Source organism: Pseudomonas sp. AO-1 (assembly GCF_019775695.1).
GTDB lineage: Bacteria > Pseudomonadota > Gammaproteobacteria > Pseudomonadales > Pseudomonadaceae > Aquipseudomonas > Aquipseudomonas parakoreensis.
On record NZ_CP079947.1, the window covers coordinates 3,338,215 to 3,363,131 of the forward strand.

At 58.2% G+C, this 24,917-nt stretch carries 25 protein-coding genes; 17 read left to right on the forward strand and 8 right to left on the reverse strand.

Annotated elements, in window-relative coordinates; all coding sequences use genetic code 11:
- Positions 1-68 precede the first annotated feature (68 nt).
- Both KVQ82_RS15225 and KVQ82_RS15230 read left to right on the forward strand, forming a co-directional pair.
- On the forward strand, positions 69-2,258 hold the full coding sequence (locus KVQ82_RS15225) for an ATP-binding protein (protein WP_222019332.1): 2,190 nt from the start codon (positions 69-71) through the stop codon (positions 2,256-2,258).
- Between the two features lie 56 nt (positions 2,259-2,314).
- Positions 2,315-2,758, forward strand: a complete 444-nt coding sequence (locus KVQ82_RS15230; RefSeq protein WP_047294693.1) for a TspO/MBR family protein — start codon at positions 2,315-2,317, stop codon at positions 2,756-2,758.
- Between the two features lie 51 nt (positions 2,759-2,809).
- Here KVQ82_RS15230 and KVQ82_RS15235 read toward each other — a convergent pair whose 3' ends face one another.
- Both KVQ82_RS15235 and KVQ82_RS15240 read right to left on the reverse strand, forming a co-directional pair.
- Positions 2,810-3,577, reverse strand: coding sequence for a TSUP family transporter (locus tag KVQ82_RS15235; protein WP_222019333.1), 768 nt, complete (start codon positions 3,575-3,577; stop codon positions 2,810-2,812).
- 56 nt (positions 3,578-3,633) lie between these two features.
- Complete coding sequence (locus KVQ82_RS15240) at positions 3,634-4,617, reverse strand: hypothetical protein (protein WP_222019334.1); 984 nt, start codon at positions 4,615-4,617, stop codon at positions 3,634-3,636.
- 148 nt (positions 4,618-4,765) lie between these two features.
- On the opposite strand from KVQ82_RS15240, the gene KVQ82_RS15245 reads away from it, so the two are divergent.
- Entirely contained in the window at positions 4,766-5,635 is an 870-nt protein-coding gene (locus KVQ82_RS15245) for a LysR family transcriptional regulator (RefSeq protein ID WP_198758072.1), read from the forward strand.
- Positions 5,636-6,002: 367 nt separating this feature from the next.
- Positions 6,003-8,408 (forward strand): glucose/quinate/shikimate family membrane-bound PQQ-dependent dehydrogenase, encoded by a 2,406-nt coding sequence (locus tag KVQ82_RS15250; RefSeq protein WP_222019335.1) that lies wholly within the window; start codon positions 6,003-6,005, stop codon positions 8,406-8,408.
- Here the strand turns inward: KVQ82_RS15250 and KVQ82_RS31585 are convergent.
- Entirely contained in the window at positions 8,393-8,515 is a 123-nt protein-coding gene (locus KVQ82_RS31585; protein ID WP_260688108.1) for a hypothetical protein, read from the reverse strand. The genes KVQ82_RS15250 and KVQ82_RS31585 overlap by 16 nt on opposite strands.
- Here KVQ82_RS31585 and KVQ82_RS15255 point away from each other — a divergent pair.
- Together KVQ82_RS15255 and KVQ82_RS15260 are read left to right on the forward strand one after the other, a co-directional pair.
- Positions 8,514-9,803, forward strand: coding sequence for a carbohydrate porin (locus KVQ82_RS15255; RefSeq protein WP_222019336.1), 1,290 nt, complete (start codon positions 8,514-8,516; stop codon positions 9,801-9,803). The two genes, KVQ82_RS31585 and KVQ82_RS15255, sit on opposite strands and share 2 nt — an antisense overlap.
- 164 nt (positions 9,804-9,967) lie before the next feature.
- On the forward strand, positions 9,968-10,870 hold the full coding sequence (locus tag KVQ82_RS15260; protein WP_222019337.1) for a bestrophin family protein: 903 nt from the start codon (positions 9,968-9,970) through the stop codon (positions 10,868-10,870).
- A 43-nt stretch (positions 10,871-10,913) separates the two neighbouring features.
- Here KVQ82_RS15260 and KVQ82_RS15265 read toward each other — a convergent pair whose 3' ends face one another.
- Positions 10,914-11,165, reverse strand: a complete 252-nt coding sequence (locus KVQ82_RS15265) for a hypothetical protein (protein WP_222019338.1) — start codon at positions 11,163-11,165, stop codon at positions 10,914-10,916.
- Between the two features lie 235 nt (positions 11,166-11,400).
- The gene (locus KVQ82_RS15270) at positions 11,401-11,832 is read right to left on the reverse strand and encodes a GFA family protein (protein WP_222019339.1); all 432 of its coding nucleotides are present in this window, start codon (positions 11,830-11,832) and stop codon (positions 11,401-11,403) included.
- A gap of 105 nt (positions 11,833-11,937) precedes the next feature.
- Between KVQ82_RS15270 and KVQ82_RS15275 the strand changes: the two genes are divergently transcribed.
- Complete coding sequence (locus KVQ82_RS15275) at positions 11,938-12,831, forward strand: LysR family transcriptional regulator (protein ID WP_222019340.1); 894 nt, start codon at positions 11,938-11,940, stop codon at positions 12,829-12,831.
- Positions 12,832-12,887: 56 nt separating this feature from the next.
- Here KVQ82_RS15275 and KVQ82_RS15280 read toward each other — a convergent pair whose 3' ends face one another.
- Positions 12,888-13,301, reverse strand: a complete 414-nt coding sequence (locus tag KVQ82_RS15280) for a nuclear transport factor 2 family protein (protein WP_222019341.1) — start codon at positions 13,299-13,301, stop codon at positions 12,888-12,890.
- A gap of 130 nt (positions 13,302-13,431) precedes the next feature.
- Positions 13,432-14,349 (reverse strand): LysR family transcriptional regulator, encoded by a 918-nt coding sequence (locus tag KVQ82_RS15285; RefSeq protein WP_041063980.1) that lies wholly within the window; start codon positions 14,347-14,349, stop codon positions 13,432-13,434.
- A 109-nt stretch (positions 14,350-14,458) separates the two neighbouring features.
- On the opposite strand from KVQ82_RS15285, the gene KVQ82_RS15290 reads away from it, so the two are divergent.
- A complete protein-coding gene (locus KVQ82_RS15290; protein WP_047294458.1) occupies positions 14,459-15,211 on the forward strand; it encodes an SDR family NAD(P)-dependent oxidoreductase in 753 nt (250 codons plus the stop codon).
- A 130-nt stretch (positions 15,212-15,341) separates the two neighbouring features.
- Here the strand turns inward: KVQ82_RS15290 and KVQ82_RS15295 are convergent, their stop codons facing one another.
- Positions 15,342-16,013 carry a lipopolysaccharide kinase InaA family protein gene (locus tag KVQ82_RS15295; protein ID WP_086791250.1) on the reverse strand — a complete coding sequence of 224 codons (672 nt, stop codon included), beginning with the start codon at positions 16,011-16,013 and terminating at the stop codon, positions 15,342-15,344.
- A 320-nt stretch (positions 16,014-16,333) separates the two neighbouring features.
- Here KVQ82_RS15295 and KVQ82_RS15300 point away from each other — a divergent pair, with 320 nt between their 5' ends.
- The 9 genes from KVQ82_RS15300 (at position 16,334) to KVQ82_RS15340 (ending at position 24,832) form a co-directional block, all read left to right on the forward strand.
- The gene (locus tag KVQ82_RS15300) at positions 16,334-17,323 is read left to right on the forward strand and encodes an aldo/keto reductase (RefSeq protein ID WP_222019342.1); all 990 of its coding nucleotides are present in this window, start codon (positions 16,334-16,336) and stop codon (positions 17,321-17,323) included.
- Positions 17,320-17,910 (forward strand): flavodoxin, encoded by a 591-nt coding sequence (locus KVQ82_RS15305; RefSeq protein ID WP_121185477.1) that lies wholly within the window; start codon positions 17,320-17,322, stop codon positions 17,908-17,910. The genes KVQ82_RS15300 and KVQ82_RS15305 overlap by 4 nt, the downstream gene beginning before the upstream one ends.
- 24 nt (positions 17,911-17,934) lie before the next feature.
- Complete coding sequence (locus tag KVQ82_RS15310) at positions 17,935-18,927, forward strand: aldo/keto reductase (protein WP_222019343.1); 993 nt, start codon at positions 17,935-17,937, stop codon at positions 18,925-18,927.
- 60 nt (positions 18,928-18,987) lie between these two features.
- On the forward strand, positions 18,988-19,455 hold the full coding sequence (locus KVQ82_RS15315) for a cupin domain-containing protein (protein WP_222019344.1): 468 nt from the start codon (positions 18,988-18,990) through the stop codon (positions 19,453-19,455).
- A gap of 226 nt (positions 19,456-19,681) precedes the next feature.
- Positions 19,682-20,458: a carboxymuconolactone decarboxylase family protein gene (locus KVQ82_RS15320; protein ID WP_222014324.1), complete on the forward strand. Its 777-nt coding sequence runs from the start codon at positions 19,682-19,684 to the stop codon at positions 20,456-20,458.
- Between the two features lie 121 nt (positions 20,459-20,579).
- Positions 20,580-21,524 carry an alpha/beta fold hydrolase gene (locus tag KVQ82_RS15325; RefSeq protein ID WP_222019401.1) on the forward strand — a complete coding sequence of 315 codons (945 nt, stop codon included), beginning with the start codon at positions 20,580-20,582 and terminating at the stop codon, positions 21,522-21,524.
- Between the two features lie 50 nt (positions 21,525-21,574).
- A complete protein-coding gene (locus KVQ82_RS15330; RefSeq protein WP_222014326.1) occupies positions 21,575-22,627 on the forward strand; it encodes an alpha/beta hydrolase in 1,053 nt (350 codons plus the stop codon).
- An 81-nt stretch (positions 22,628-22,708) separates the two neighbouring features.
- Positions 22,709-23,602 (forward strand): LysR family transcriptional regulator, encoded by an 894-nt coding sequence (locus tag KVQ82_RS15335; protein WP_047294470.1) that lies wholly within the window; start codon positions 22,709-22,711, stop codon positions 23,600-23,602.
- Positions 23,603-23,782: 180 nt separating this feature from the next.
- Positions 23,783-24,832 (forward strand): 3-oxoacyl-[acyl-carrier-protein] synthase III C-terminal domain-containing protein, encoded by a 1,050-nt coding sequence (locus KVQ82_RS15340; protein WP_041064001.1) that lies wholly within the window; start codon positions 23,783-23,785, stop codon positions 24,830-24,832.
- Positions 24,833-24,917 lie beyond the last annotated feature (85 nt).

Sequence of the window (24,917 nt, forward strand, 5' to 3'; positions counted from 1 at the left end):
TCCACTGCTCGTGTTGTGCTTACGCGCTCTATGCAGCCAGCCCTTGAACATTCAACAAAGCAGGTCACATGGATACCCTTGAACACCTTAGTCGCGAAGCGCTCGAGTCAGAAGTCAGGCGATTGCGCGCGGCGCTTCAAAGCACTCAGGTCGATACACAGGACGTTGACCTCGAGCGCGACATGGCGGCGCAACTGCAAGCCAGTCGGGACGCACTCGCCCGCAGCGAGGCTCGCTTCATCACCATTCTGGAAACCATCGAATCGGCGTTTGCCATCGTCAAGGTCAAGTTCGACGCTGACGATAAGCCGGTCGATTACTACTTTGTCGAAGCCAATCCGGCGTTCGAACACCAGTGCGGCGTCAACCTGCGCGGCAAATGGGTGACCGAGTTCGCGCCCAATCTGGAAAGCTTCTGGTTTGAAACCTACGGCCATGTGGCCAAGACCGGGGAACCGGCGAACTTCGAGAATTACGCCAACACCTTCGAGCGCTGGTTCGACGTGCGCGCCGTGCGTGTCGGCGATCCGGCCGACCGGCAGATCGCCATTCTGTTCAACGACGTCACCCAGCGGCGTGACGCCGAGGAGCGTTTGCGAGCCAGCGAGGCCATCGCGCGGGAGAACGTCGAGCGTGTGCAACTGGCGCTCGCCGCCGGGGCCATTATCGGCACCTGGCACTGGGACTTGCTCACCGACCGCTTTGCCGTGGACGAAGCTTTTGCTCGGGTGTTCGACCTTGACCCGGCGCTGGGCCGCGAAGGGCTCAGCCTCGAACAAGTGATGGTGACCGTGCATCCCGAAGACCGCGATGGACTGACCAGCGCGATCAACGAAGCCATCGGCCGCGGTGGCGCCTACTCCCATCAGTACCGCGTGCGTCGCACGGACGGCAAGTACCAGTGGATCGAGGCCAACGGCCGTGTTGAATGTGCCGATGATGGAACGCCGTTGCGCTTTCCCGGCGTGCTGATCGATGTCGAGGAACGGCGCAATGTCGAAGCGGAGCGCGACCGCGCCATTGCTGCATTGCGCGCGCTCAACGATACGTTGGAGCAGCGCGTGTCATCGCGCACTTCAGAGCTGATGCAAGCCGAAGAGAAACTCCGTCAGTCGCAGAAAATGGAGGCCGTCGGCCAACTGACCGGGGGCCTGGCGCATGACTTCAACAATTTGCTGGCCGGCATTTCCGGTGCGCTGGAATTGATGGGCGCGCGCATCAGCCAGGGACGGCTGAACGAAGTCGACAAGTACATGATGACTGCTCAGGGTGCGGTCAAGCGTGCGGCCGCCCTGACCCACCGGCTGCTGGCGTTCTCCCGACGCCAGACCCTCGATCCGCGCCCCACCGACGTCAACACGCTGATGACCGGCATGACCGAACTGATCCAGCGTACGGTTGGCCCCAGCATCGTCCTGGAAACCCGCGCCGCGCCGGGGCTTTGGCCAACGCTGGTGGATGCCAGTCAGTTGGAGAATGCTCTGCTCAACCTGTGCATCAACGCCCGCGATGCGATGCCAGACGGTGGGCGTATCACCATCGAAACCGCCAACCGCACGCTGGACGGCGAGACCGCGCGCACCCTGGACATGCCAGAGGGCGAATACCTGTGCCTGTGCGTGACCGATACCGGCACCGGCATGACCGCCGATGTCATCGCCAAGGCCTTCGACCCGTTTTTCACCACCAAACCGCTGGGCCAGGGCACGGGGCTAGGACTGTCGATGATCTATGGTTTCGCCAAGCAATCCGGCGGCCAGGTGCGCGTGCATTCGCAGGTCGGCCGGGGCACAGAAATGTGCATTTATCTGCCTCGCTATCATGGCGAACCGCTGCCGAATCAGGATCACAAGGACAACGCGCCGGCCGCCGTGCCCAAGGCAGGCGAGACCATTCTGGTGGTGGACGACGAGCCTACGGTGCGTGCGCTGCTGACTGACGTGCTCGGCGATCTCGGCTACACCTTGATAGAGGCTGCTGACAGCGTGGTCGGGCTGAAGATGTTGCGCTCGGACATTCACATCGACTTGCTGATCACCGACGTCGGCTTGCCGGGTGGCATGAACGGTCGGCAACTGGCCGATGCCGGCCGGGAAATCCGCCAGAACCTGAAGACCCTGTTCATTACCGGGTACGCGGAAAACGCGGTGATTGGTGCCGGTCAGCTTGGCCCGGACATGCAGGTGCTGACCAAGCCTTTCGCCGTCGACACGCTGGTGGCGCGGGTCAGTGACCTGATGGCGACGAAGTCCGAATAATCCGCTGCGGCGGTACGAATCCAGAGAGAGTGGCTGCGGCCAAGGAGTGATAAATGATGACGTTTCTGATTTTCCTGATCGCGTGCGGCGCTGCAGCGAGTACCGGGGTGATTTTCAAACCCGGGCCATGGTACGAAGGGCTGAATAAACCCGGATTTACCCCACCCAATTGGGCGTTTCCGGTGGCCTGGACGATTATCTATCTATTGCTGGCCTGGGCCGGTTATCGCTTGAGTCTTATTCCCGGCAGTCAGACCGTGTTGGCGCTGTGGGCCGCGCAGATCGCCTTGAACACGCTGTGGACGCCGGTGTTCTTCGGCGCGCATCAGGTGTTGGCCGCCATGGTGATTCTGTTGGTGTTGTGGCTGGTAGTCGCGGCAATGGTATTTCTGGCGATGCGCCTGGATGTGATCACCGGGCTGATCCTGTTTCCTTATCTGGCCTGGTTGTGTGTGGCAGCGGCGTTGAATTTCTCGATTTTGCGCAACAACCGTGGGTGATCAAGCGCAACAGCCAATGTTCATTGGAGTGCTGAAGGGGCTGGATTTCATCTATGAAAATAGAGACAGCCCCATTCTGCCAATCAGGAAAACCAGCAGAATCAGGAAAAAGATCCGAATAAAGCCACTGCCATACCGCAGTGCCAGAAAAACGCCAGTCAGGGAGCCGGCAATATTGCACAGTGCTACGACGCCACCTACCGCCCACAGAACATTTCCCGTTGGTACAAAAAACATGAGCGCCGCGCAGAACGTGCCCAGATTCACCAGCTTTGCGGAGGCGGAGGCATTTAAAAAATCAAAGCCAAAATATTTGACGAAAATGAATAGCAGAAGGCTGCCGCTACCCGGACCGAAGACGCCGTCATAAAAACCAATCAAGCCACCAAAAAAAATGCCCCACGCAATTTCCTTTGTTCCGCAATGAAATTCAGTGCTGATCAGGCCTAATCTTTTTTCCGCGAACGTATAGATCGCCATCGCTATCAAAACAAAAAAAACAACGAACTCCATGATTTTTTTGGGAACGATTGACACGGAAAACGCGCCAATGAACGCAAAAATGAATGCCGACAGCATGGTGGGCAGCATCAGTTTCCAGACAATTTTTATTCTTTTGGTATAGCTGTATATCGAAGAAAGATTGCCCGCAAGAACCGCCAGCTTATTGGTTCCAAATACGGTTGCCAAACTATATTGAGGAAGCGCATGCAAAAGTGCTGGCAGCTGTACAAGCCCGCCACCACCTACCGCTGCATCTATCAAACCACCACAGAATGCAAAAAAGCCTAAAGCGAACAACGCTTGTTCAAAATCCATTCAGGAGATCCTTTCGGGACTGAAGTTCTCCGCAAAGTATCACAACATCCTCCAGGTTAATTTTCCGCAGTAAGATATCGATGCATGGCCTCGAAAGCTCTTCCTACGCGCTCATTATAGTTGAGCATGATGCCTTTCATGCGACCGAGCTTGAAAGGTATATCCATCGCTCGACCGTACGCTTGCGCGGCGGCCAACGCATGAAGACCATGTTTGTTTTCGACTTCGCCTGAGTGCCCCATCACGTAACCTTTAGCGTTACGTAGAGCTTGAACATCCATTTTTAGCAGAGGATTGACTTCAAGCAACTTTGCTTCAATGTACTGGGCGATGAAATTATATTCACGACCATTCCAAAGTTCTGAAGCGATAGAAACCATCATGGCATCCATGATTGAACTCTTGTGTTCTATCGAATTCAGAGCTGATTTGTGTTCTGAGATTCCAGTACTGTAAAGAAAATCTGAGAATTCATTGCACTCTCGAACTTTGTGTTGACTTTCAATCCAGGCAGTCGCGTTAAAAGCTGAAGTCATGTATTCGAACATGCCATCATGCCCAGGGTGCCCGAGCCCGAAGTCGTCTTTCGCAACTTCATGCATGTGTGCCATGACATTCAGATATTCGATGTGTCTTTCAGCAGATACGGATAGTGCGTCTGCTGAGAGTCGCATTATTATTTTTGCAGAGACCAAGCTGGTGGTTTTATGTGTTTCATTCCATCCATTAAAGAATTTCAGAACAGCCGAATCGATTGCGGCCTTTTCAAGAAACGCTTCAAATGCGTTCTCGGCATGGCGCTGGGCATCCTGGGTAATGGGATGATTAAGCACTTCCAGCATGGCATCCTGAACGTCAGGGATATGCGTGACGTTTGCCAATACGGGCTGTCTGCGCTGATTCTGCAATATCACTCGACCAGGTATTTTCAAATTCCTGATATGCTTTGGCAGAGCGTCTATAAAAGCTTCACCAAACTCTTGCATGGATCTGTAACTATTAAATGCGTCAACGCGACTCTGCAACATGGTTGAGTTCATGAGCTTATCCTTCTCCCTAAAGATATGCCGAGTTAATCCGCTGATTTAAACTTCCACAATCAGATCAGGCTTTAAACAATATGTGACTTGAAGGGTTTCGACAAGTGACTTATAATGATCAAACCCTTCATTATAAGTGAGCAATGGCATGGAGCTTTCTCAACTTACTATGTTCAAGACTGTAGCGGATCACGGAAGTATCATTCGCGCCTCTGAATTACTGCACTGTGTGCCGTCCAATATTACCAACAGAATCAAACTTCTGGAAAAAGAACTTGGGGTATCTTTGTTTATCAGGAAAGGTCGGGGGCTTGTTATCAGCCCTTCCGGTAGATTATTTCTTGGGTATGCAAACAAAATCCTGTCTTTGTGCCAGGAATCACAAAGAGCGCTCGATCCTGCGGCGGCGCCGTCAGGACTCTTGAAGATCGGGGCAATAGAGTCATCGGCCACCGGCAGACTGCCCAAGTTGCTCTCAAAGTTTCATCAACTCTATCCATCTGTGCAAATGCAGTTCAGCACCGGTGACTGGTCGCAGTTATTGAATGATGTGGTTGATCATAAACTCGACGGTGCCATCATTGCTGTCAATCAGGATCATCCTGATATTGAAAGTATCGAAATCTACATGGAAGAACTGGTATTGATTGCCTCTTCAGCTGCGGGGCACGTGCATAATCCGCAGGACTTGAGTGGCACGGATATATTCATGTGGCCTGAAGGCTGTCCTTATAGAAAGGCGCTGGAAAACTGGCTGCAAGCGCATGGTGTTGTTAGCCCCATAACTAGCATCGCCAGTTATGGAACCATTCTTGGGTGTGTCAGCTCTAGAGCGGGTGTTTCGTTAGTGCCCAGAGGCGTTTTTGAACAGTTTCGCAGGATCGGTGACATAAGCGGCCATGTATTTGACGACCTGAACCCAATACAGAATTATTTTATATGGAATAAAAACAGTGGGCCTCATCGAGCAAAAGAAAAATTTGCGGAGCTGCTCGTAGAGGAATTCAAGGACGTCTGACGTCATTTTTACAGTTTTGCGCGCCCACTGATCTCAGTGCCTGCCCGGCGTGTTGGCCTTTCTGAGCATTCGTTCTCGTGAGTCGAAACGGCAGCAGCCGTACGTCGGTTGATGCCTGGCATGTCGAATCGGCGTTTATCGATTCACTCTCCCTCCTGTTGATTGACACCTGTCAAAAATCCCATTTAACCAGGCGTAATTGCGACTTTGCCTCACGCTCCACCAGCCCTTGCCGGTCCCGTGAGCGCTCACGCCTGCCCGCAAACCCGCGTAGCGGCGTTGATCTATGCTTCATTCTGAATTAGTGATTTAACTAGGTAGTTACCTATCTATATAATGCACGCCTCATTTCAACGGGACATTCAACGTGAAGCAGAGTCAACGCCTCTCGGGCATATCAAAATTCATTCTGGTCGGGCTGGGGGTGATCATCGCCCTGCTCGGCCTGGCACTTGCGGCTGGCGGAGTGAAGCTGGTCAGCCTGGGAGGGTCGTGGTACTTCCTCGTGGGCGGTCTGGTGATGGCCGTTTCCGGTCTGCTGATCGCTCGCTTCAAGACGGCCGGCGCCTGGCTGTTCGCGGCATTTCTGGTCGGTACCGCAATCTGGGCGGTGAGCGATGCCGGGCTGGTGTTCTGGCCGGTGTTCTCGCGCCTGTTCATGTTCAGCGCCGTAGGCCTGGTGGTGGCGCTGGTCTACCCGCTGCTCAAGCGTGCCAACGGTGGCGTGCCGGGGCGTGCCGCTTACGGCGTTGCCGCTGTCCTGGCCGTGGGGCTGGCGGTGGCTGCCGGCAACATGTTCGTTGCGCACCCGACTGTCGCTGCCACCGGCACGGGTCCAGGCCTGACCCCGGTTGAGCCAGACAAGGCGCAAAAAGACTGGGCGCACTACGGTAATACCGAGGGCGGCAGCCGCTTTGCTGCGCTGGACCAGATCAACCGCAACAACGTCGACAAACTGAAAGTGGCGTGGACCTACCACACCGGTGACGTCGCCGAGAGCGATGGCAACGGTGCCGAAGACCAGCTCACCCCGCTGCAGATCGGCAACAAGGTGTTCATCTGCACCCCGCACAACAACCTGATCGCGCTGGATGCCGACACCGGCAAAGAGCTGTGGAAGAACGCGATCAACGCCAAATCGAAAGTCTGGCAGCGTTGCCGTGGCATGGCCTATTTCGATGCCACCAAGGCCATCGCTCAGCCAAGCAATTCGAGCATCATCGAAGTCAAACCGGCGCCTGCCGCCAATTGCCAGCGCCGTCTGCTGACCAACACCATCGACGCTCGCCTGATCGCGGTCGATGCCGACACCGGCGAGTTCTGCCAGGGTTTCGGCAACAACGGTCAGGTTGATCTGAAGGCCGGTCTGGGCGATGTGCCGGACAGCTACTATCAGCTCTCCTCCGCTCCGCTGATGGCGGGTACCACCGTGGTGGTTGGCGGTCGTGTGGCCGACAACGTGCAAACCGACATGCCGGGTGGCGTGATCCGTGGTTTCGACGTGATCACCGGCGCCATGCGCTGGGCCTTCGACCCGGGCAACCCGCAGGATAAAAAGGCCCCGGGCGATGGCAGCACGTATGTGCGCAGCACGCCGAACAGCTGGGCGCCAATGTCCTACGACCCGGCGACCAACACCGTGTTCTTGCCGATGGGCAGCTCGTCCACCGACATCTATGGTGTCGAACGCAGCAAACTCGATCACACCTACGGCGCCTCGGTGCTCGCGCTGGACGCCACCACCGGTGATGAACGCTGGGTGTTCCAGACCGTGCACAACGATCTCTGGGACTTCGACCTGCCGATGCAGCCGAGCCTGATCGACTTCACCAAGGACGGCAAAACCGTTCCGGCGCTGGTCATCGGCACCAAGGCTGGGCAGATCTACGTGCTCGACCGCGCCACCGGCAAGCCGTTGACCGACGTTAAAGAAGTCCCGGTCAAAGCCGCGAACATCCCGAACGAACCGTACTCGCCAACCCAGCCGAAATCGGTGGGCATGCCGCAGATCGGTGCCCAGCACCTGACTGAGTCGGACATGTGGGGCGCCACCCCGTACGACCAGTTGCTGTGTCGGATCGATTTCAAATCGATGCGTTACGACGGCCTGTACACCGCGCCGGGTACCGACAAATCGCTGAGCTTCCCGGGTTCGCTGGGCGGCATGAACTGGGGCAGCCTCTCCACTGACCCGGTCCACGGCTTCATCTTCGTCAACGACATGCGCCTGGGTCTGTGGATCCAGATGATTCCGTCGCAGAACAAGGCTCAAGCCTCGTCCGGTGGCGAAGCGTTGAACACCGGCATGGGCGCGGTACCGCTCAAAGGCACGCCGTATGCGGTGAACAAAAACCGCTTCCTGTCGGTGGCCGGCATTCCTTGCCAGGCGCCGCCGTTCGGCACCCTGACTGCGATCGACATGAAGACCCAGAAAGTCGCCTGGCAGGTTCCGGTCGGCACCGTTGAAGACACCGGTCCGCTGGGCATCCGCATGCACCTGCCGATCAAGATCGGCCTGCCAACCCTGGGCGGCACCCTGTCGACCCAAGGTGGCCTGATCTTCATCGCTGGTACTCAGGACTTCTACCTGCGCGCCTTCAACAGCGGCAACGGCGAGGAAATCTGGAAAGCGCGTCTGCCGGTCGGCAGCCAGGGCGGCCCGATGACCTACGTTTCGCCGAAAACCGGCAAGCAGTACATCGTTGTCACCGCTGGCGGCGCGCGTCAGTCGACTGACCGCGGCGACTACGTGATGGCTTACGCCTTGCCGTAAACCGCAGTGCCCGTGTTGAACACGGGCGCTTTATTTTTGCGCGCGGCACCTGAGGGTGCCGCGCCGCTTTCCGATATTGCTACCGCTTTGAGCAGGAAGATCTCCATGTTTGGTTTTACTCGTAACGGCTGGGTCAACGGCGTGCTGTTGGGCCTGACCTGCAGCGCCACCCTGCCCGCCTTCGCCGATACCGATGCAAACCTGTTGACCCGCAATACCCTGACCGGTGACTGGGGTGGCTTGCGTCACCAGATGGACGAAGACGGCATCAAATTCACCGGCGATTACACCGGTGAAATGGCCTACAACGCCGATGGCGGCCTGCACCGCTCCGGCCGTTACTCGCAGAACATCAAGCTCGGTGCCCAGTTCGACCTGAGCAAGTTGTATGGCGTAGAGAACGCCGGCAAGGTCCAGTTGACCATCAACGACCGCCGCGGCAACAGCGCCTCCGAAGACCTGGTTGGCAACCGTCTGCCGATCCAGGAAAACTACGGCGGCCTCTACACCCGCCTGACCGAGCTGAGCTACGAGCGCAGCCTGTTCACCCCGGCGCTCAACGTGAAGCTGGGTTACATGGCCATGGGCAACGACCTCGGTGGTCTGGACAGCGGCATTCTGTGCAACTTCATGAACGCCGGTTTCTGCGGCCATCCGCTGAACATGTCCGGCGGCAGTGGCTGGACCAACTACCCCAACGCGCACCTGGGCGTGCGGGTGAAGTACGACTTGTCCCCATCGTGGCAACTGCGCGTGGCCGCGTTCAACGTCGATCCGGAAAGCAACGGCAACTCCAGCCGCGCCTGGCATCTGGGCCCGAAACACACCACCGGCACCGTGGTGCCGATCGAGCTGGTGTACAAGCACGCGGGCCAATTGCCCGGCGAATACAAGCTGGGTTACTACTACGACAGCTCGGACGTGAAACGCATCGGCAGCGACAAAGAAGTCTCCGGGCGTGGCGGGCATTACCTGCTGATTGATCAGGCGGTATGGAGTTCGCAATCGTCCGAGGGCCGCAGCCTGCATGCGTTCGGCCAATACTCGGCAGCCAGCGAGGCGGCTTCGCCATTCAGCAAGTGGTATGGCACCGGTCTGGTGCTGTACAAACCGTTCGAAGGTCGCCCGCGTGACACCGTCGCCCTGGGCTACGGCCGCGCCGTGCCTAACCCGCGCAGCCGCGACGTGCAGCAGGACGCCGCCATGGCCAACGGCACGCAGTTCCCGAACCTGGACAGTGGCGAGCAGTTGATCGAACTTGGCTACGGTTATCAGGCCACGCCTTGGCTGACACTGCGCCCGAACCTGCAATACATCATCGAACCGGGGGCGTTTTCCGGGCAGGACATCGACAATGCGTTGGTGTTTGGTTTACAGGTGAAAGCTTCGCTCTGACTTCTGGCAGAACTGCAGGCAATAAAAAACCCGGCGTAATGACCGGGTTTTTTATTGCCTGACAATTGTCGTAACCAAGATGCTCAGTCAACACCGAACCTTTACCCCCGAACCTGCGTCGGAGCTAGGGCGTTAACGCTTACCGCTCGCCACGAGGTTTCCGCTTGAAAGCCACCATCGTCAAAAAATACCGCTTGATCATCAAGACCATGGGTTACGTGGGCTGGTCGCTGTTCTGGCTGTTGCTCTGGGACATCGCCGTCACCGTCGACTTCATGTTGTTCCTCAACGCCAAGATCAACCTGCCGCTGATGCCTCTGACTTTGCTCGGTTCAGCGCTGGTGGTGCTGATCAGTTTCCGCAACAGCAGCGCGTACAACCGTTGGTGGGAGGCGCGCACGCTGTGGGGCATGATGATCAACAGCTCGCGCAGCTTCGCCCGGCAGGTGCTGACGCTGCTGGATGATCCGCAAAACGAAATCAACCCGGTGAAGGCGACGCTGTTGCGCCGCCATGTGGCGTACGTCAATTGCCTCGCCGCGCACCTGCAAGGTCAGCCTTGCCCGGAGGAGGTCCGCGCGTTTATCCCGGCAGATGAGTTCGCCCGCAGCGGCACCACCAACAACTTCGCCAACGACATCCTCACCGGTTCCGCGGCGTTGCTGGCCCGGGAATACAAGGCCGGGCGTCTGGACAGCATTCGTCTGGCGCGGCTGGAATCGACCATGGTCGAGCTGTCCAACAGCCAGGGCGGGATGGAGCGGATCGCCAATACCCCGCTGCCCTACCCTTACGTGTATTTCCCGCGCCTGTTTATCTCGCTGTTCTGCCTGATTGTGCCGGTTGGACTGGTGGAGTCGCTGGGCTGGTTCACCCCGCTCGCCTCGACCGTGGTGGGCTTCATGTTGCTGGCCATCGAGCGCATCGGCACCGACCTGCAAAGCCCTTTTCGCCATAGTGAGCACCAGATTCAGATGGAGGCCCTGTGCGAAACCATCGAGAAAAACCTGCAGTCGATGCAGCGTGATTCATTGGGGGATGCGCGCAGGGTTGAAGAGACTGTTTAAACACATGCACGCCAGGGCATGACGCCCTGGCGAGTCGCAGGTATTACTTTTTCTTTTTCGCCGACTTGTCAGCCTTCTTTGCATCCTTGGCCTTTTCCGGCTTGCTATCGGCTTTCTTGGCAGACTTTTTCGGTTCGGCGTCTTTCTTCTTGTCTTTCTTGTCGGAAGACTTGGAAAGCGTCGAGGCTGCCGCCGATTTCTTTTCCGGCGAGGACTTTTTGTCTTTCAAGTCCTTGCTGGCTTTCGAAGCATCGTCTTTTTTGCTTTTCTTCTCGTCTTTAGCCACGTTGACCACCTCTCGAATTGTGCCGGTATTGGCACCGGGCCTGTGCGAATGAACACAAGCTGATCGTTAGGCGTGGGCGTTCGGGCGGGGTTCAGATTATTTGACTCGATCCAGCGACTTGGCGAAAGCCAAGGCGAACGTTCGATTACTTCCGCAGACTGCCGATAACGGACATTGTTAGTGTCACCTTGGTGCTCCAGAAAAATCCGCCCCTTTGTTCCGGATTTTTCAGGAGTACGCTCCTTTACCCGAGTGCGCTGGCAAACGCCTGGGGCGTCGGGCTCTCCTCCCATTGTGCAACGCCTTGCGGCAGAACCAGCCAGGGTTGTTTGCGTCGCGTCCAGATATGCGCCACCGGCGTGAAGTGCTCCGTACCTTCCAATACTCCCGCCCGCACCACACGCATGCCGGGCGCGGCGGTTGTCTCGTTGAACAGGCGGGTATGGCACTCGCCGCAGGCTTGTTGCGTGGAGGTATGCCCTTGGTGCTCGCGTACAAAGGTCGCCGTTTCGCCCGTCACCTGCACTGCCGAAGCCGCGCATAGCATGTGCAGGCCGAATGCGCTGCCGCTCCAACGCTGGCAGTTCAGACAATGACAGGCATACAGCGGTGGCAGTTGCTGCGCCTCGATTTCGATGCTGACCTGTCCACATAGACACTGACCGGTGAATCTCATGCGTTGACTCCTTACAATGACGCCCGGATAAGTTCGGCGCGCATGATCGCTTTTCACTCGTCCGAGCAGAAGAGCAAATAAGGAGCAGCTGTTGGTCAAGAATGTATGAGCGGTCTTGAATGGGAAAGCCAGCAGGTGTTCCTTGCGGTGCTGCGCTCCGGCAGCCTGAGCGGTGCTTCGAAGTTGTTGGGGATTGCGCAGGCCACCGCCCGCCGACGCCTTGATCATCTTGAGCAAACACTCGGCTTGAGCCTGTTCACCCGCACGCCCTCAGGCCTGACGCCTACGAGTGGGGCGCAGCGCCTCATCGATCATGTCGAGGCCATGGATCTCGCCGCGCAAGCCTTCAACCGGGCGGCCAGCGCTGAAACGTCGGTGGACCACGGCACGGTGCGGCTGACCTGTGGCGAGTTGCTGGGAGTGGAGGTATTGCCCGCTTTACTGCGGAACTTCCATTACGACCATCCTGGACTGAAGCTCGAACTGAGCATCGGCGACGCACTGGAAGACATCGCCAGGCTGCAATCGGATATAGCCGTACGCCTGATGCGTCCGATGGAGGCCGATATCGTGGTGCGGCGGGTCGGTAGCTTGCGGATCGGCGTCCATGCCAGTGCCGAGTGCCTGGAGCGTTATGGTGAGCCCGTCAGCCTGACGTCGCTGCGCCAGCGGCCGCTGATCGGGCCAGACCGTCGCTCAGCTGACTTGCGTCGCTTGGTCGAAGCCGGGCTGTGTGAAGCCGATCAGCATTTCGCGATTGCCACGGATCACCACCTTGCGCAACTGGCTGCATTGAAAGCGGGATTGGGCTTCGGTCTTTGCCCGATACCTATCGCCAGAAGTCATGGGCTGATTCACGTATTGCCAGACAGCTTCGGCTTCGAGGTCGAAGTGTGGATCGCGATGCACAGTGACTTGCGCAAAATCAAACGGATCGCCAAGGCGTTCGAAGTGGTGGGTGAGGAACTGCATCATTATCTGCGCTCGAACGCCCACTGAGGGAAGTGATCCATGCCAGCACCAGTCCCTGCCCGCCCTACCGGGATAATCGCGACTTATTGGCCTCGCTCTGAATCATCCGGCGCGAACGCTTTGGCAGCGGCCACGGTATCCAGGGATTCGCGCAGCAGCTGAATTTTGCCGTCCTTGACCACCAGACGGCCGGCGTACATTTGCCGGTAGAGGCGCCCAGTGGCAGGCACCAAGGCCTCTACGCTGTATTCGGCAAACGCCTGATCGGGTGTGTCGATCAAAAAGCGCACATTGTGAAATTTGAAATCCGGCACTTTACCGAGCAACGAGCCGATGAATCCCTCGATGGCGGCAGGGCCTTGAACGCGATGGGGTATGCCCAGCGACGCCAGGTACGGCAACTCGAGCACGCCATCCTCCGCGAAAAGTGCTGCCGCCAGGTACGGTGTCTGAATGGCATCCAGGTAATTTTGCAGTAACTCCACGGCATTTTTCATGACGACTTTCTCCGAAACGCATAAGGGACGGGCACACTGCAGGTGCTGACCTGACTACGTTAAGGGACCCCTTCGATTTCAAAAACAGACGTTAATGAAAATCATCGTTTCATAATTGAAAGCCAACGTCTCATGACGGCCATCGCCATTCAGGCTGGCTTAGATGTTCGGCAAAAAAGTCCGACAGCGCTTTGATCTTTACCGGCCGTGTACGCGCCGAGGGGGTGACGAAATACAAACCGCCACGGGCCATGCTCCATTGCGGTAGCACCACCACCAAGCGCCCGTCTTTCAGGTACTCGCTGGCAATAAACTCCGGCAGTTCGGCGATAGCCAAGCCCTCAAGCAACACCGGCAATAACGCATCCGAGTTGGTCACTCTCAGCGGGCCGCTGGGCACCACGTCTTCTTCGCTGCCGTCTTGATGGGTGAACCGCCACACTTGGCTGCGGGCCCGGTAGGCATAACTCAGGCACGTGCGGGACGCGAGTTCGCGGGGGTGGCCAGGATGGCCATGAGCATCCAGATAAGCCGGTGAAGCGACCAGGTATTGAGTGACGGCACACAGGCGCCGTGCAACCAGCGAGGAATCCGGCAATACGGCGATGCGCAAAGCGGCATCGAAGCCCTCGGCGATCAGGTCTACCGAGGCATCTGAAAGGTGCAGATCAATCGACAGCTCGGGATACTGGCGCAGCAATTGCGGCATCAGCGGTGCCACCCAACGCAAGCCAAACGACATGGGGATCGCCAAACGTACTTGGCCGCGGGGCTGGACCGATAAATCCTGAGCCTCGCTTTCTACCTCTTCAGCCTGCCGATAAATCTCACCCGCCTTGGCCGCCATGCTCGCGCCGAACTCAGTAAGTGCCAGTTGCCGCGACGTACGGTTGAACAAGCGCCCACCCAAACGCGCCTCCAACCGGGCGACCGCCCGCGATACCGTCGGCACCGACACGCTCATGACGCGTGCCGCGCCGGCGAACGAGCCCTCTTCGGCCACCTTGGCAAACATTGCCAACCCTTCGAAATCCGGAAGTCTGCTCATTTCATTTCTGCAACGATAGGTTTCAGGCAATTCTATTTTGAAAGTTTTTCCCCGTCGATAAGCTTCTCCCACACCGCAACTCACTCAATCGAAATACGGGAGAAACACCATGACTAACAAACTCGAAGGCAAAATTGCGTTGGTAACCGGCGGCACTACAGGCATCGGTCTGGCCACCGCCAAACGCTTCGCTCAGGAAGGCGCTCACGTCTATATCACGGGCCGTCGCCAAGCCGAACTGGACGCCGCTGTTACCGCAGTTGGCAACGCCACCGGCGTGCAGGTGGACTCCACCAACCTTGATCAGCTGGACGCGTTGTATCGCCAGATTGGCGCGACCCACGGTCGGATCGATGTGCTGTTCGCCAATGCCGGCGGTGGATCCATGCTGCCACTGGGTGACATCACGGAGCAGCAGTACGACGACACCTTCAATCGCAACGTAAAAGGCGTGCTGTTCACTGTGCAAAAGGCGCTGCCGCTGCTGGCCCCAAAAGCCTCGGTGATTCTCACCGGCTCTACGGCGGGTAGCTCGGGCACCGCCGCCTTCAGTGTGTATGCCGCGTCCAAGGCCGCCGTGCGCTCATTTGCCCGCAACTGGATTCTGGATTTGAAAGACCGCCAGGTGCGCATCAACACCATCAGCCCCGGCGCCACCCGCACGCCTGGCCTGGTTGACTTGGCCGGCCCTGATGCCGCTCAACAGCAGGGCTTGCTCGACTACCTGGCGTCGCTGATCCCCATGGGGCGTGTCGGTGAGGCTGATGAAATTGCCAGCGCCGCGTTGTTCCTGGCCTCGGATGACGCCAGTTTCGTCAACGGTATCGAGCTGTTTGTTGACGGCGGCCAGGCGCAAATCTGAGCAGTCAGCGGGCGACTGTTGCGGTCGCCCGCCAACCCACGCCTGAGCGTGAGCATTACCAACCCGGACGGCGTTCGCTGGTGCTATTGTCAGGCGCAGATTGAGCTGGAGTCACTGCCGAACAACCTTCTTACAGGGTTCTGCCAAGGGCTTGCTCGTAGCAGGAAAGGAAATGCCGCCACTGCGACTCATCCCAGAAAGAATGCCGTCTGAGTTGAGGAATGTCGTGACGCGCCGCGCCCATTGCCGTAGCACGACCGCGAGACTTCTCCAGGTCCAGCAGCGCCAGTTCAAAATCGAAGTCAGCGTCGGTAATCGACGCCTTGATAAAGATGTGTTTGGAACGCATGCAACCGTGCTGCCATTTGCCCGAGTGCAGCCGCGCCAGCATTTGCGCTAAACGTTCAAGCAGTCGCAGATGTTGCGCTGTGGTCAACAGGCTTGCAGCGCCCTGGCCATACCAGGTATCCAGATCGATGAAGCCACCCAGGTCTTCGGTAACCAGAACACCCTGCCATAGGCCGTCAACTTTTCTCGCGCCATAAAATACCGGTCTTGGCGCATTCACGCCCAGTTGCTCGAGTCTTGAAAGGGCAACGCCTTCACGCAATGCGGTGGGTCGGCCAGTGGGGTAACGCAGACTGCGGAACAAATGGCCGGTCTGACGCTTTACAAAAAATGTCTTGTCACCTTGAACAATCAGCTGGACACCGCTGGTGCCGCTGCGGCGCACATTCGGCGGTTCCACCCACGACCCGGACGTACCCCACCAAAAATCAAACTCATCGCGTGCCCTGCCCATTGTGTGCTCCATTTTTTGTAGAAATTGTTTCGTGCGACGTCGCAACAGCAGCTCAGTCTATTTGTGGACGTTAATAGTTCCCTATTTATCGCGGATGTTAGGGCCATCTTGAGGCTTTTACGCAACGATGTGACAGAAATTGGCTATTGACGGTGTTTATCCCTTCGGGGAGACCTTTGCTCACATACAGATACCGGCAGAGCGCGGTCGACACATCGAGTGACTGATGAGTGAGCCTCATAAACCCTTGCCGATTTACCCGTCTAGTGCCCTTACTCACGCTCGCTTACTGTGCTCCCAACGTCTGACGGGAGATCGACATGCACAAGCGCACACTCGGAAACAGTTCACTGCAAGTGTCAGCTTTGGGCTTTGGCTGCATGGGCTTGAGCCATGGCTACGGTCCAGCGACAGAAACGCCGCAAGCGATCTCGCTGATTCGCAAGGCCGTTGATCTAGGCGTCACCTTCTTCGATACCGCCGAGTTTTACGGCCCTTATCTCAATGAGCAAGTCGTCGGCGAGGCGCTGTCCCCGGTTCGTGACCAGGTCGTGATCGCCACCAAATTCGGCTTCGCCGTCGGTGCCGACAACACAAAGCAGACTCTGGACAGCCGGCCCGAACGTATTCGGGTCGCCGTCGAATGTTCGCTGCGCCGACTGAAAACCGATTACATCGATTTGCTTTACCAACACCGCGTCGATCCGGACGTGCCGATCGAAGACGTCGCCGGGACGGTGAAAGACCTGATTAGCGAAGGCAAGGTCAAGCATTTCGGCCTGTCGGAGGCCGGTGCACAGACCATTCGCCGTGCGCACGCGGTGCAGCCGCTCACGGCGCTGCAAAGCGAATACTCGCTGTGGTGGCGCGAGCCCGAACAGGAAATCCTGCCGACGCTTTGGGAGTTGGGCATCGGCTTCGTGCCATTCAGCCCTTTGGGCAAGGGCTTTCTCACGGGCACGGTGTCGGCGGAGGCCACTTACGGCAGCGACGATTTCCGCAGCATCGTGCCGCGCTTCAGCCAGTCGGCGCTGAAAGCCAATCAGGGGCTGGTGGTATTGATTCGGCAAATCGCCGCGCAGAAACACGCAACACCGGCGCAGATCGCTTTGGCCTGGCTGCTGGCGCAAGCGCCGTGGATCGTACCGATTCCGGGCACGACCAAACTGCATCGCCTGGAAGAAAACCTCGGCGGCGCGGACATCACGCTCGATGCCGCCGAGCTGAAGGCGATTGATGTTGCGCTGGCGCAGATCCGCATCGAAGGCGAGCGCTATCCCGAGGCCCTTAAAGCGCGTGTCGGTCGATGAGCAACGATCACGATCCGCTGCGGCGCACGGTGATCGCCGCACTGGCCAGCGCTCCGCTGCTGTCGCTCGCCGACACACAAGGCGCCAGTGAAACACCGCGCTCAGGCTCGCGGATTCTGGTCGCGTACTTTTCGCGCTCGGGCAATACCCGCGTGGTTGCCGGGCTGATCCAGCGTGGGCTGGGTGCCGATCTTTTCGAGATTCGCCCGGCCCACGCCTACCCCGAGGACTATCTGCAAACCGTGGAACAGGCGCGTCAGGAGCGTGACAGCGGCTTCGAACCCGAACTGCAAAACAAGGTTCACGCCCTCAGCGACTACGACACGATTTATCTCGGTTTTCCGATCTGGGGTGAAACCGCGCCGCCCATCGTGCGCACCTTCCTCAGCGCCCACGACCTGACCGGCAAGACCCTCATCCCCTTCAACACCCACGGCGGTTATGGCTTGGGCAACAGTCGCAGCGTGCTCGTCAAGCACGCGCCGAAGACTAAGGTTCTGGAAGGTTTTGTGATGGAGGGTGAGCAAGAGCGCAAGACCATGGAGCGCGTGAATGGCTGGCTGAGCGATCACCCCCTCACGCGTTAATCGAATTCTGTACGGAGAGACATCATGAAAATCCGCACGTTGGGCAATGGCCTGAAAGTGTCCGCACTGGGCCTTGGTTGCATGAGCATGACGTCGGCCTATGGGCCGGCTGCCGACAAAACCAGCATGATCAAGCTGATTCGTTCGGCCCACGAGCAAGGCGTCACCTTGTTCGACACCGCTGAAGCGTATGGCCCGTTCGCCAATGAAGAACTGCTGGGCGAAGCCTTGCAGCCGATCCGCGAGCAAGTCGTCATTGCTACCAAATTCGGCTTCGATATCGACCTGATCACCGGCGCACGCGGCGGCGGCACCAACAGCCGCCCGGCGCATATCCGCGCCGTGGCCGAGGCCTCGTTGAAGCGTCTGCGCACCGATTGCATCGACCTGTTTTATCAGCACCGCGTTGATCCGCAGGTACCCATCGAAGACGTCGCCGGCACGGTCAAGGAGCTGATCGCCGAGGGCAAGGTCAAGCATTTTGGCCTGTCTGAGGCGGGTGTGGAGACCATACGCCGGGCTCACACGGTGCAACCGGTCACGGCGGTACAGAGCGAATATTCGCTGTTCTGGCGCGGGCCGGAGCTGGAACTGCTGTCGGTGCTGGAAGAATTGGGGATCGGCTTCGTTCCGTTCAGCCCGCTGGGCGCCGGTTTCCTCACCGGTCAGATCGACGAGCACACGCAGTTCGATGCAAGCGATTTCCGCAATGTCGTCCCGCGCTTTTCCCCTGAAGCGCGCAGGGCCAATCTGGCGCTGGTCGATGTGGTGAAAGCCGTCGCGCAACGCAAACACGCCACGCCGGCACAAGTGGCCCTGGCTTGGTTGCTCGCACAGAAACCGTGGATTGTGCCGATCCCGGGTACGACGAAACCGCATCGCCTGGAAGAAAACCTGGGCGCGGTCGAGTTGCCATTGAGCGCAGATGATCTGCGCGTGATCAACGAGCAGATGGCGCAAATTCAGGTGCACGGTGAACGCCTGCCGGAGTCGGCACTGAAAATGACCGGACTTTGAGTCTGCCCAACGCGGCGCTGCGTGCGGCGCCGCTTTCATTGCCTGACCGGAGTTGATCCGATGAACCGATTGATCGCGCCACTCGTGGCTTTCTCACTCATGACCGCAGAAGCCCAGGCTGCCAGTGAAATCCGCATTACCCCGAACGGTACCCAGCCCTCGATCAAGGGAGCGGCGCAAAACTTTACCGGCGCTGTGCGCGTTGATGGCTTGTTCAAAGGTAACGCGCCCGCGCGCATCGCCGGCGGCACGGTGACCTTCGAACCTGGCGCACGCACGGCGTGGCACACCCATCCGCTGGGGCAAACACTGATCGTCACCGCTGGCGTTGGCTATGTGCAGCAAGAGGGTGGCCCGCGTCAGGAAATCCGTCCGGGCGACACTGTCTGGATTCCGCCGAACACCCGGCACTGGCACGGCGCCACGGCCAACAGTGGCATGACCCACATCGCCATCGCTGAAGCCGAGGACGGCCAGACCGTCACCTGGGCGGAGCAGGTCTCGGAGGCGCAATACGCCGGCCAATGAAGTTACTGAATGTGTCGAAGCTGTTCGCTCGGTACTCTTTCGGCAAACCATCATCTGAGCTCCGGGCCCCGTAACAGCGGGGCCGCGTCAGGATTGCAGCGGTTATGGCAACGTTGACTCATGAGTTTTGCTCAGGAGTCCATGCGCCTTTTCGGGGTTAATCGCCACAACCATCCTCCGTACGATCCAGCAACACCGCAGTGACCTGCAATGGATGGAGCCTTTCATGATGACCACTGACGCACGCAAGTGCACTGCCCTCCCCGCACTCATGACGCTTTGTCTGGGCGTTGCGGCGATGTTCAGCGTGACCACTCAAGCAACCGAGGCAGCGCAAACCATGACCAACACACCCGCCAGCGCAACGACATTGTCGAGCCAACAACAAGCGATTCCACTGATCGCGGCTTTCATGGCGACCAGCGACATGCCTCACCTCAACGCGGCGCTCAACCAGGGACTCGATGCCGGCCTGACCATCAGCGAAACCCGCGAAGTTCTGGTGCAGCTCTACGCTTATGTCGGCTTCCCGCGCAGCCTCAACGCCTTGAACGAACTGATGACGGTGGTGCAGGCGCGCAAACAGCGCGGCATCGATGATGCGCCGGGACGCGAGCCGGGACGCGCTATCCCGACCGGTGACGAACTGCTGGCCGCCGGCACCGCGAATCAAACCAGAATCTCCGGCGGCCCGGTCAAAGGCCCGGTGTTCGAGTTCGCTCCGGTGATCAACCGCTTCCTGCAAACGCACTTGTTCGGCGACATCTTCGAGCGCGACAACCTCGACTGGCAAAGCCGCGAACTGGCGACCGTCGGGGCGCTGGCAGCCACGCCGGGGGTGGAATCACAGCTGCGCTCGCACATGGCGGCGAGCCTGCGCGTCGGTCTCAGCGCGGCACAGTTGCGCCAAGTTACCGAGCTGCTGAAAAAAAACGGCGATGCGCAGACAGCTGAACGTGCAAATATCGCGCTGACCCAGGCCCTCGCGGCTTCAGGGGCATGACATGAAAGCTGCAAAACATTTGCTGTGCCTCTCACTGTTGAGCCTGCTGGCGGCCTGCGCAAACCCTTCCGAAGGGCCGCTGCTGATCCAGAAGCAAGGCAGCTTCGCCGCTGGCGGAACGATGATCACGGCACCGGGCACTTTCAACCCGCGCCAACCGATGGCGCCCAACGGCCAGACTTACCACGGTGACCACGCCTACGCGTTCTATCAGATCCCGGTCGATGCGCGAAAACTGCCCATCGTCATGTGGCACGGCGCGGGACAATTTTCCAAGACCTGGGAAACCACTGCCGATGGCCGCGAGGGGTTTCAGAACATCTTTCTGCGCCGGCACTACGGCGTCTATCTGATCGATCAGCCTCGGCGTGGCGATGCCGGACGCAGCATGGTCGAGACCACACTCAAGCCTGTGCCTGACGAACAACTGTGGTTCAACCAGTTCCGCATCGGCCTGTGGCCCAACTACTTCAATGGCGTGCAAGTGGCACAGGACGCACAAACCCGCGAGCAGTTTTTCCGGGCGATGACGCCAAACACCGGGCCGTTCGACATGGGCGTGGTCTCCGACGGAGTGTCGGCGCTGTTCGACAAAATCGGCCCGGGGATTTTGTTCACCCATTCGCAAGGTGGCGGGCCGGGCTGGTTGACGGCGATCAAGAACGACAAGGTCAAAGCCATCGTGGCATTCGAACCGGGCAGCAGTTTCGTGTTTGCTGACGGTGAAGTGCCGGCGCCGATTCCCAGCGCGTTCGACACGGTGCAAGGCGCAGCGGTACCGATGGAGCAATTCATGGTACTGACGCGCATTCCGATTCTGATCATCTACGGCGACAACATCCCGGAACAGGCCGTCGACCTGCCCGCTCAGGACAGTTGGCGCGCACGCTTGAAGATGGCCCGGCTCTGGCGTGACGCGGTCAATCGACATGGCGGTGATGTGCGACTGATCCACCTGCCGGAGATTGGCATTCACGGCAACACCCACTTCCCCATGTCGGATCTGAACAACGTGCAGATCGCTGACCTGGTCGCGCAATTCCTCAAAGAAAAACAGCTGGACTGACCCCAACACTTTTGCAACTGCCGCCCTAATTGATTGCTCAGGAGCTTCACGTGAAGAACACTCTCAAAGCCACGCTCATGTCGGCATTGGTCGGCCTCTCGGCGGGCGAGGCCTTGGCCGCCGACTACAAAAAGAACCCTTTCACCCTCGCCTACGACGGCGCGATCAGCAAGAACGAACCGGGCAAGGTCAATATCCACCCGGTCAAGTACTCGCTCAATGGTCTGGACATCGCCGCCAACGTGTACACCCCGGCCAACTACGACGCGAAGAAGACTTACCCGACCGTGGTCGTTGCACACCCCAATGGCGGCGTCAAAGAACAGGTTGCCGGTCTGTATGCCCAGCGTCTGGCGGAACAGGGTTACATCACCATCACGGCCGATGCAGCCTATCAGGGCGCCAGCGGTGGTCAGCCGCGCAGCATCGATAAACCGGCGTATCGCATCGAAGACATCCACGGCATGGCCGACTTCATCAGCCAGTTTGCCGGTGTCGATGACAAGCGTCTGGGCCTGCTCGGCATCTGCGGCGGTGGCGGCTATTCGTTGGCGGCGGCGCAAACCGATAAACGCTTCAAATCGCTGGCGACCGTAAGCATGTTCAACTCGGGCCGGGTACGCCGCAACGGCTACAACGATTCGCAAATCGACAGCATCCAGCAACGTTTGCAACAGGCATCAGCAGCCCGCGCGCAGGAAGCGGCCGGCGGTGCGGTACTGTATTCGGGCGATGCCAACCTCACCGATGAGCAGATAGCCAAACTGCCCTTCGAACTGTATCGCCAGGGCTACGAGTACTACTGGAAAACCCACGCACACCCCAACTCGACCTTCAAATACACCACCAGCAGCTTGCTGGATTTGATGCGTTTCGACGCCACCGACCACATTGAACTGATCAATCAACCCTTGCTGATGATCGCCGGCAGCAAGGCCGACAGCCTGTACATGACTCAGGATGCCTTCCCCAAAGCCACCGGCACCACGGACAAGGAAGTGTTCTTTGTCGATGGCGCGACACACATCGAAACCTACTGGGTGCCGCAATATGTTGATGCGGCGATTGGCAAACTGAGCGAATTTTACGCACGTACCCTGTGATGAGCGCCTTGAGGGTCGCGCATCCATGCGCAACCTGCTTTCATGGAATAATCCCGCGTCCCTCATGAGAGGCCCTCATCAATGTCCCGCGCCAACCTCAACGACCTGCAAGCCTTCGTGGTCATCGCCCGCGAAGGCAGTTTTACCCGCGCAGCCGCACAGCTGGGCGTCTCGCAGTCGGCGCTGAGCCACACCATGCGCGCCCTTGAAACTCGGCTGGGCGTGCGCCTGTTGACGCGAACCACACGCAGCGTTTCGCCGACCGAGGCCGGCCAGCGCTTGTATCAGTCGATGGCGCCGCGCTTCGATGAGATCGAACTGGAACTGGCTGCGGTCAGTGAATTTCGCGACACCCCGGCCGGTAATGTACGGATCTCGGCGTCCGAACATGCCGCCAACAATATCCTCTGGCCGAAGCTGTTGAAGGTGTTGCCCGCTTACCCGGACATCAAGGTCGAAATCACCGTCGACTACGCCCTTTCCGACATCGTTGCACAGCGCTATGACGCCGGCGTGCGTCTGGGCGATCAGGTGGCGAAGGACATGATTGCCGTGCCGATCGGCCCGTCATTGCGCATCGCGGTAGTAGGCTCTCCCGAGTATTTCAAGCACCGACCGATCCCGCAGGCACCGAGCGATCTGGCTGCGCACAACTGCATCAATCTGCGCCTGCCCACCCACGGCAGCCTGATGCAATGGGATTTTGAGAAAGACGGTCACGAACTCAAGGCGCGCGTCGAGGGGCAATGGACGTTCAACAGCAGCATGCCGATCCTGCGTGCGGCGGAGGCAGGTTGCGGGCTGGCGTTTCTGCCAGAAGACATGGTCATCAGCCAGTTGGCCAACAGCACACTGGTGCGCGTACTTGAGGATTGGTGCCAACCGTTTGCCGGTTACCACCTTTACTACCCGAATCGTCGTGAACATTCGTCCGCGTTCGGGGTTGTGGTGGATGCGCTCGTTTATAAGGAATGACGCGTTAAATTGACTCAGATCATGATTCAATTCGATTAAGGAAAATAACCAACAACTTTCTTGATCGGCATTTTCTTTGTGCTAAAAGTATTGCCGCCAGTGGCTCCTTACAGGGATGAGTAAGGGTTTGCTCATCCGCAGCCATTGCCCACGGATGCATACTTTCAACAAGGAAGTCATATGAAAATAGTTGGGCTGTCCGGGATTCTCCCGTCACGCATTATCAGCAATCAAGACGTTATAAACCTGGTCGAGGAACACTCTAAAGATACGTTCCAGGAAGACTTGCCAAAAACCTTGAAGACCATTAGCAAGTTGCTTGAAAAAAGCGGCAGCGGCACGCGTCACTGGCTGGGCGCCGACGAAACGCCGATGGAACTGATGGAGACAGCATTCAACTCCGCGCTCGCCCAGGCCAATATCGACAAGGCCGATCTGGACCTGCTGATCTATCCGAACGTCACGCGAGGCTTCATCGAGCCGGCCAACAGTACGTTCATCGCCAAGGCGCTGGGCCTGAGCTGCAGAAACTTCGATGTGGTGGACGCCTGCAATGGCTGGGTGACTGCCATGGATGTCATCAACAGTAAGATGCAGGCCGGCGAGATTCGCTACGCGGCGATCGTCAATATGGAATTTGGCATGTCTGCTGGCGGGCCGGTGATGCCCAAGAACTTCTCCTTACAGTCGTCGGCGGAACTGGCATACAAGTTTCCGAGTTTTACCATTGGCGAAGCCGTCACGGTCACCATCCTCAGTCATGAAGCCCCCGGCAACTTCAAGTTCTCGTACATCAACAGGCCAGACTTGAGTGACTTGTCGACCATCTCCCTGCCGGATTGGAAACTGTTCTGCAATGAGGAAGATATTCCGCGTATTTCACCGACCGGCGGCCAGTATCAATTCAATTCCTACGCAGCAGCCTTGCATGAAGATGGTCGCAACGAAGCGATAAAAGTCTTCAATTTGCAAAACGTCTCTGCGGCGGATGTTCATAAAGTGTTTATTCATACCGGTTCGCCAAAGATGTGGGAGCACATTGGGCAACTGATCGGTATTGATCACAAGCTGCACCACGTCGGGCATAAGACCGGCAACATCATTACCGCGTCCATCCCCTACGGCATCTTCGATGCGATGAGTCGTGGCGAAGCCGAGACCGGGCAGTTTTGCATGGGCTGGGCGGGCAGCGGCGGGATGGTTTTCTCCGCGCTGTCGTTTACCTTGTAGGGCCTGATGCAACTTGCCGTCGTGAGGCGGCAAGTTGCTCATCCATGATCTTGTTAAGACACTCTCACTGCAGACGATTCGGGCA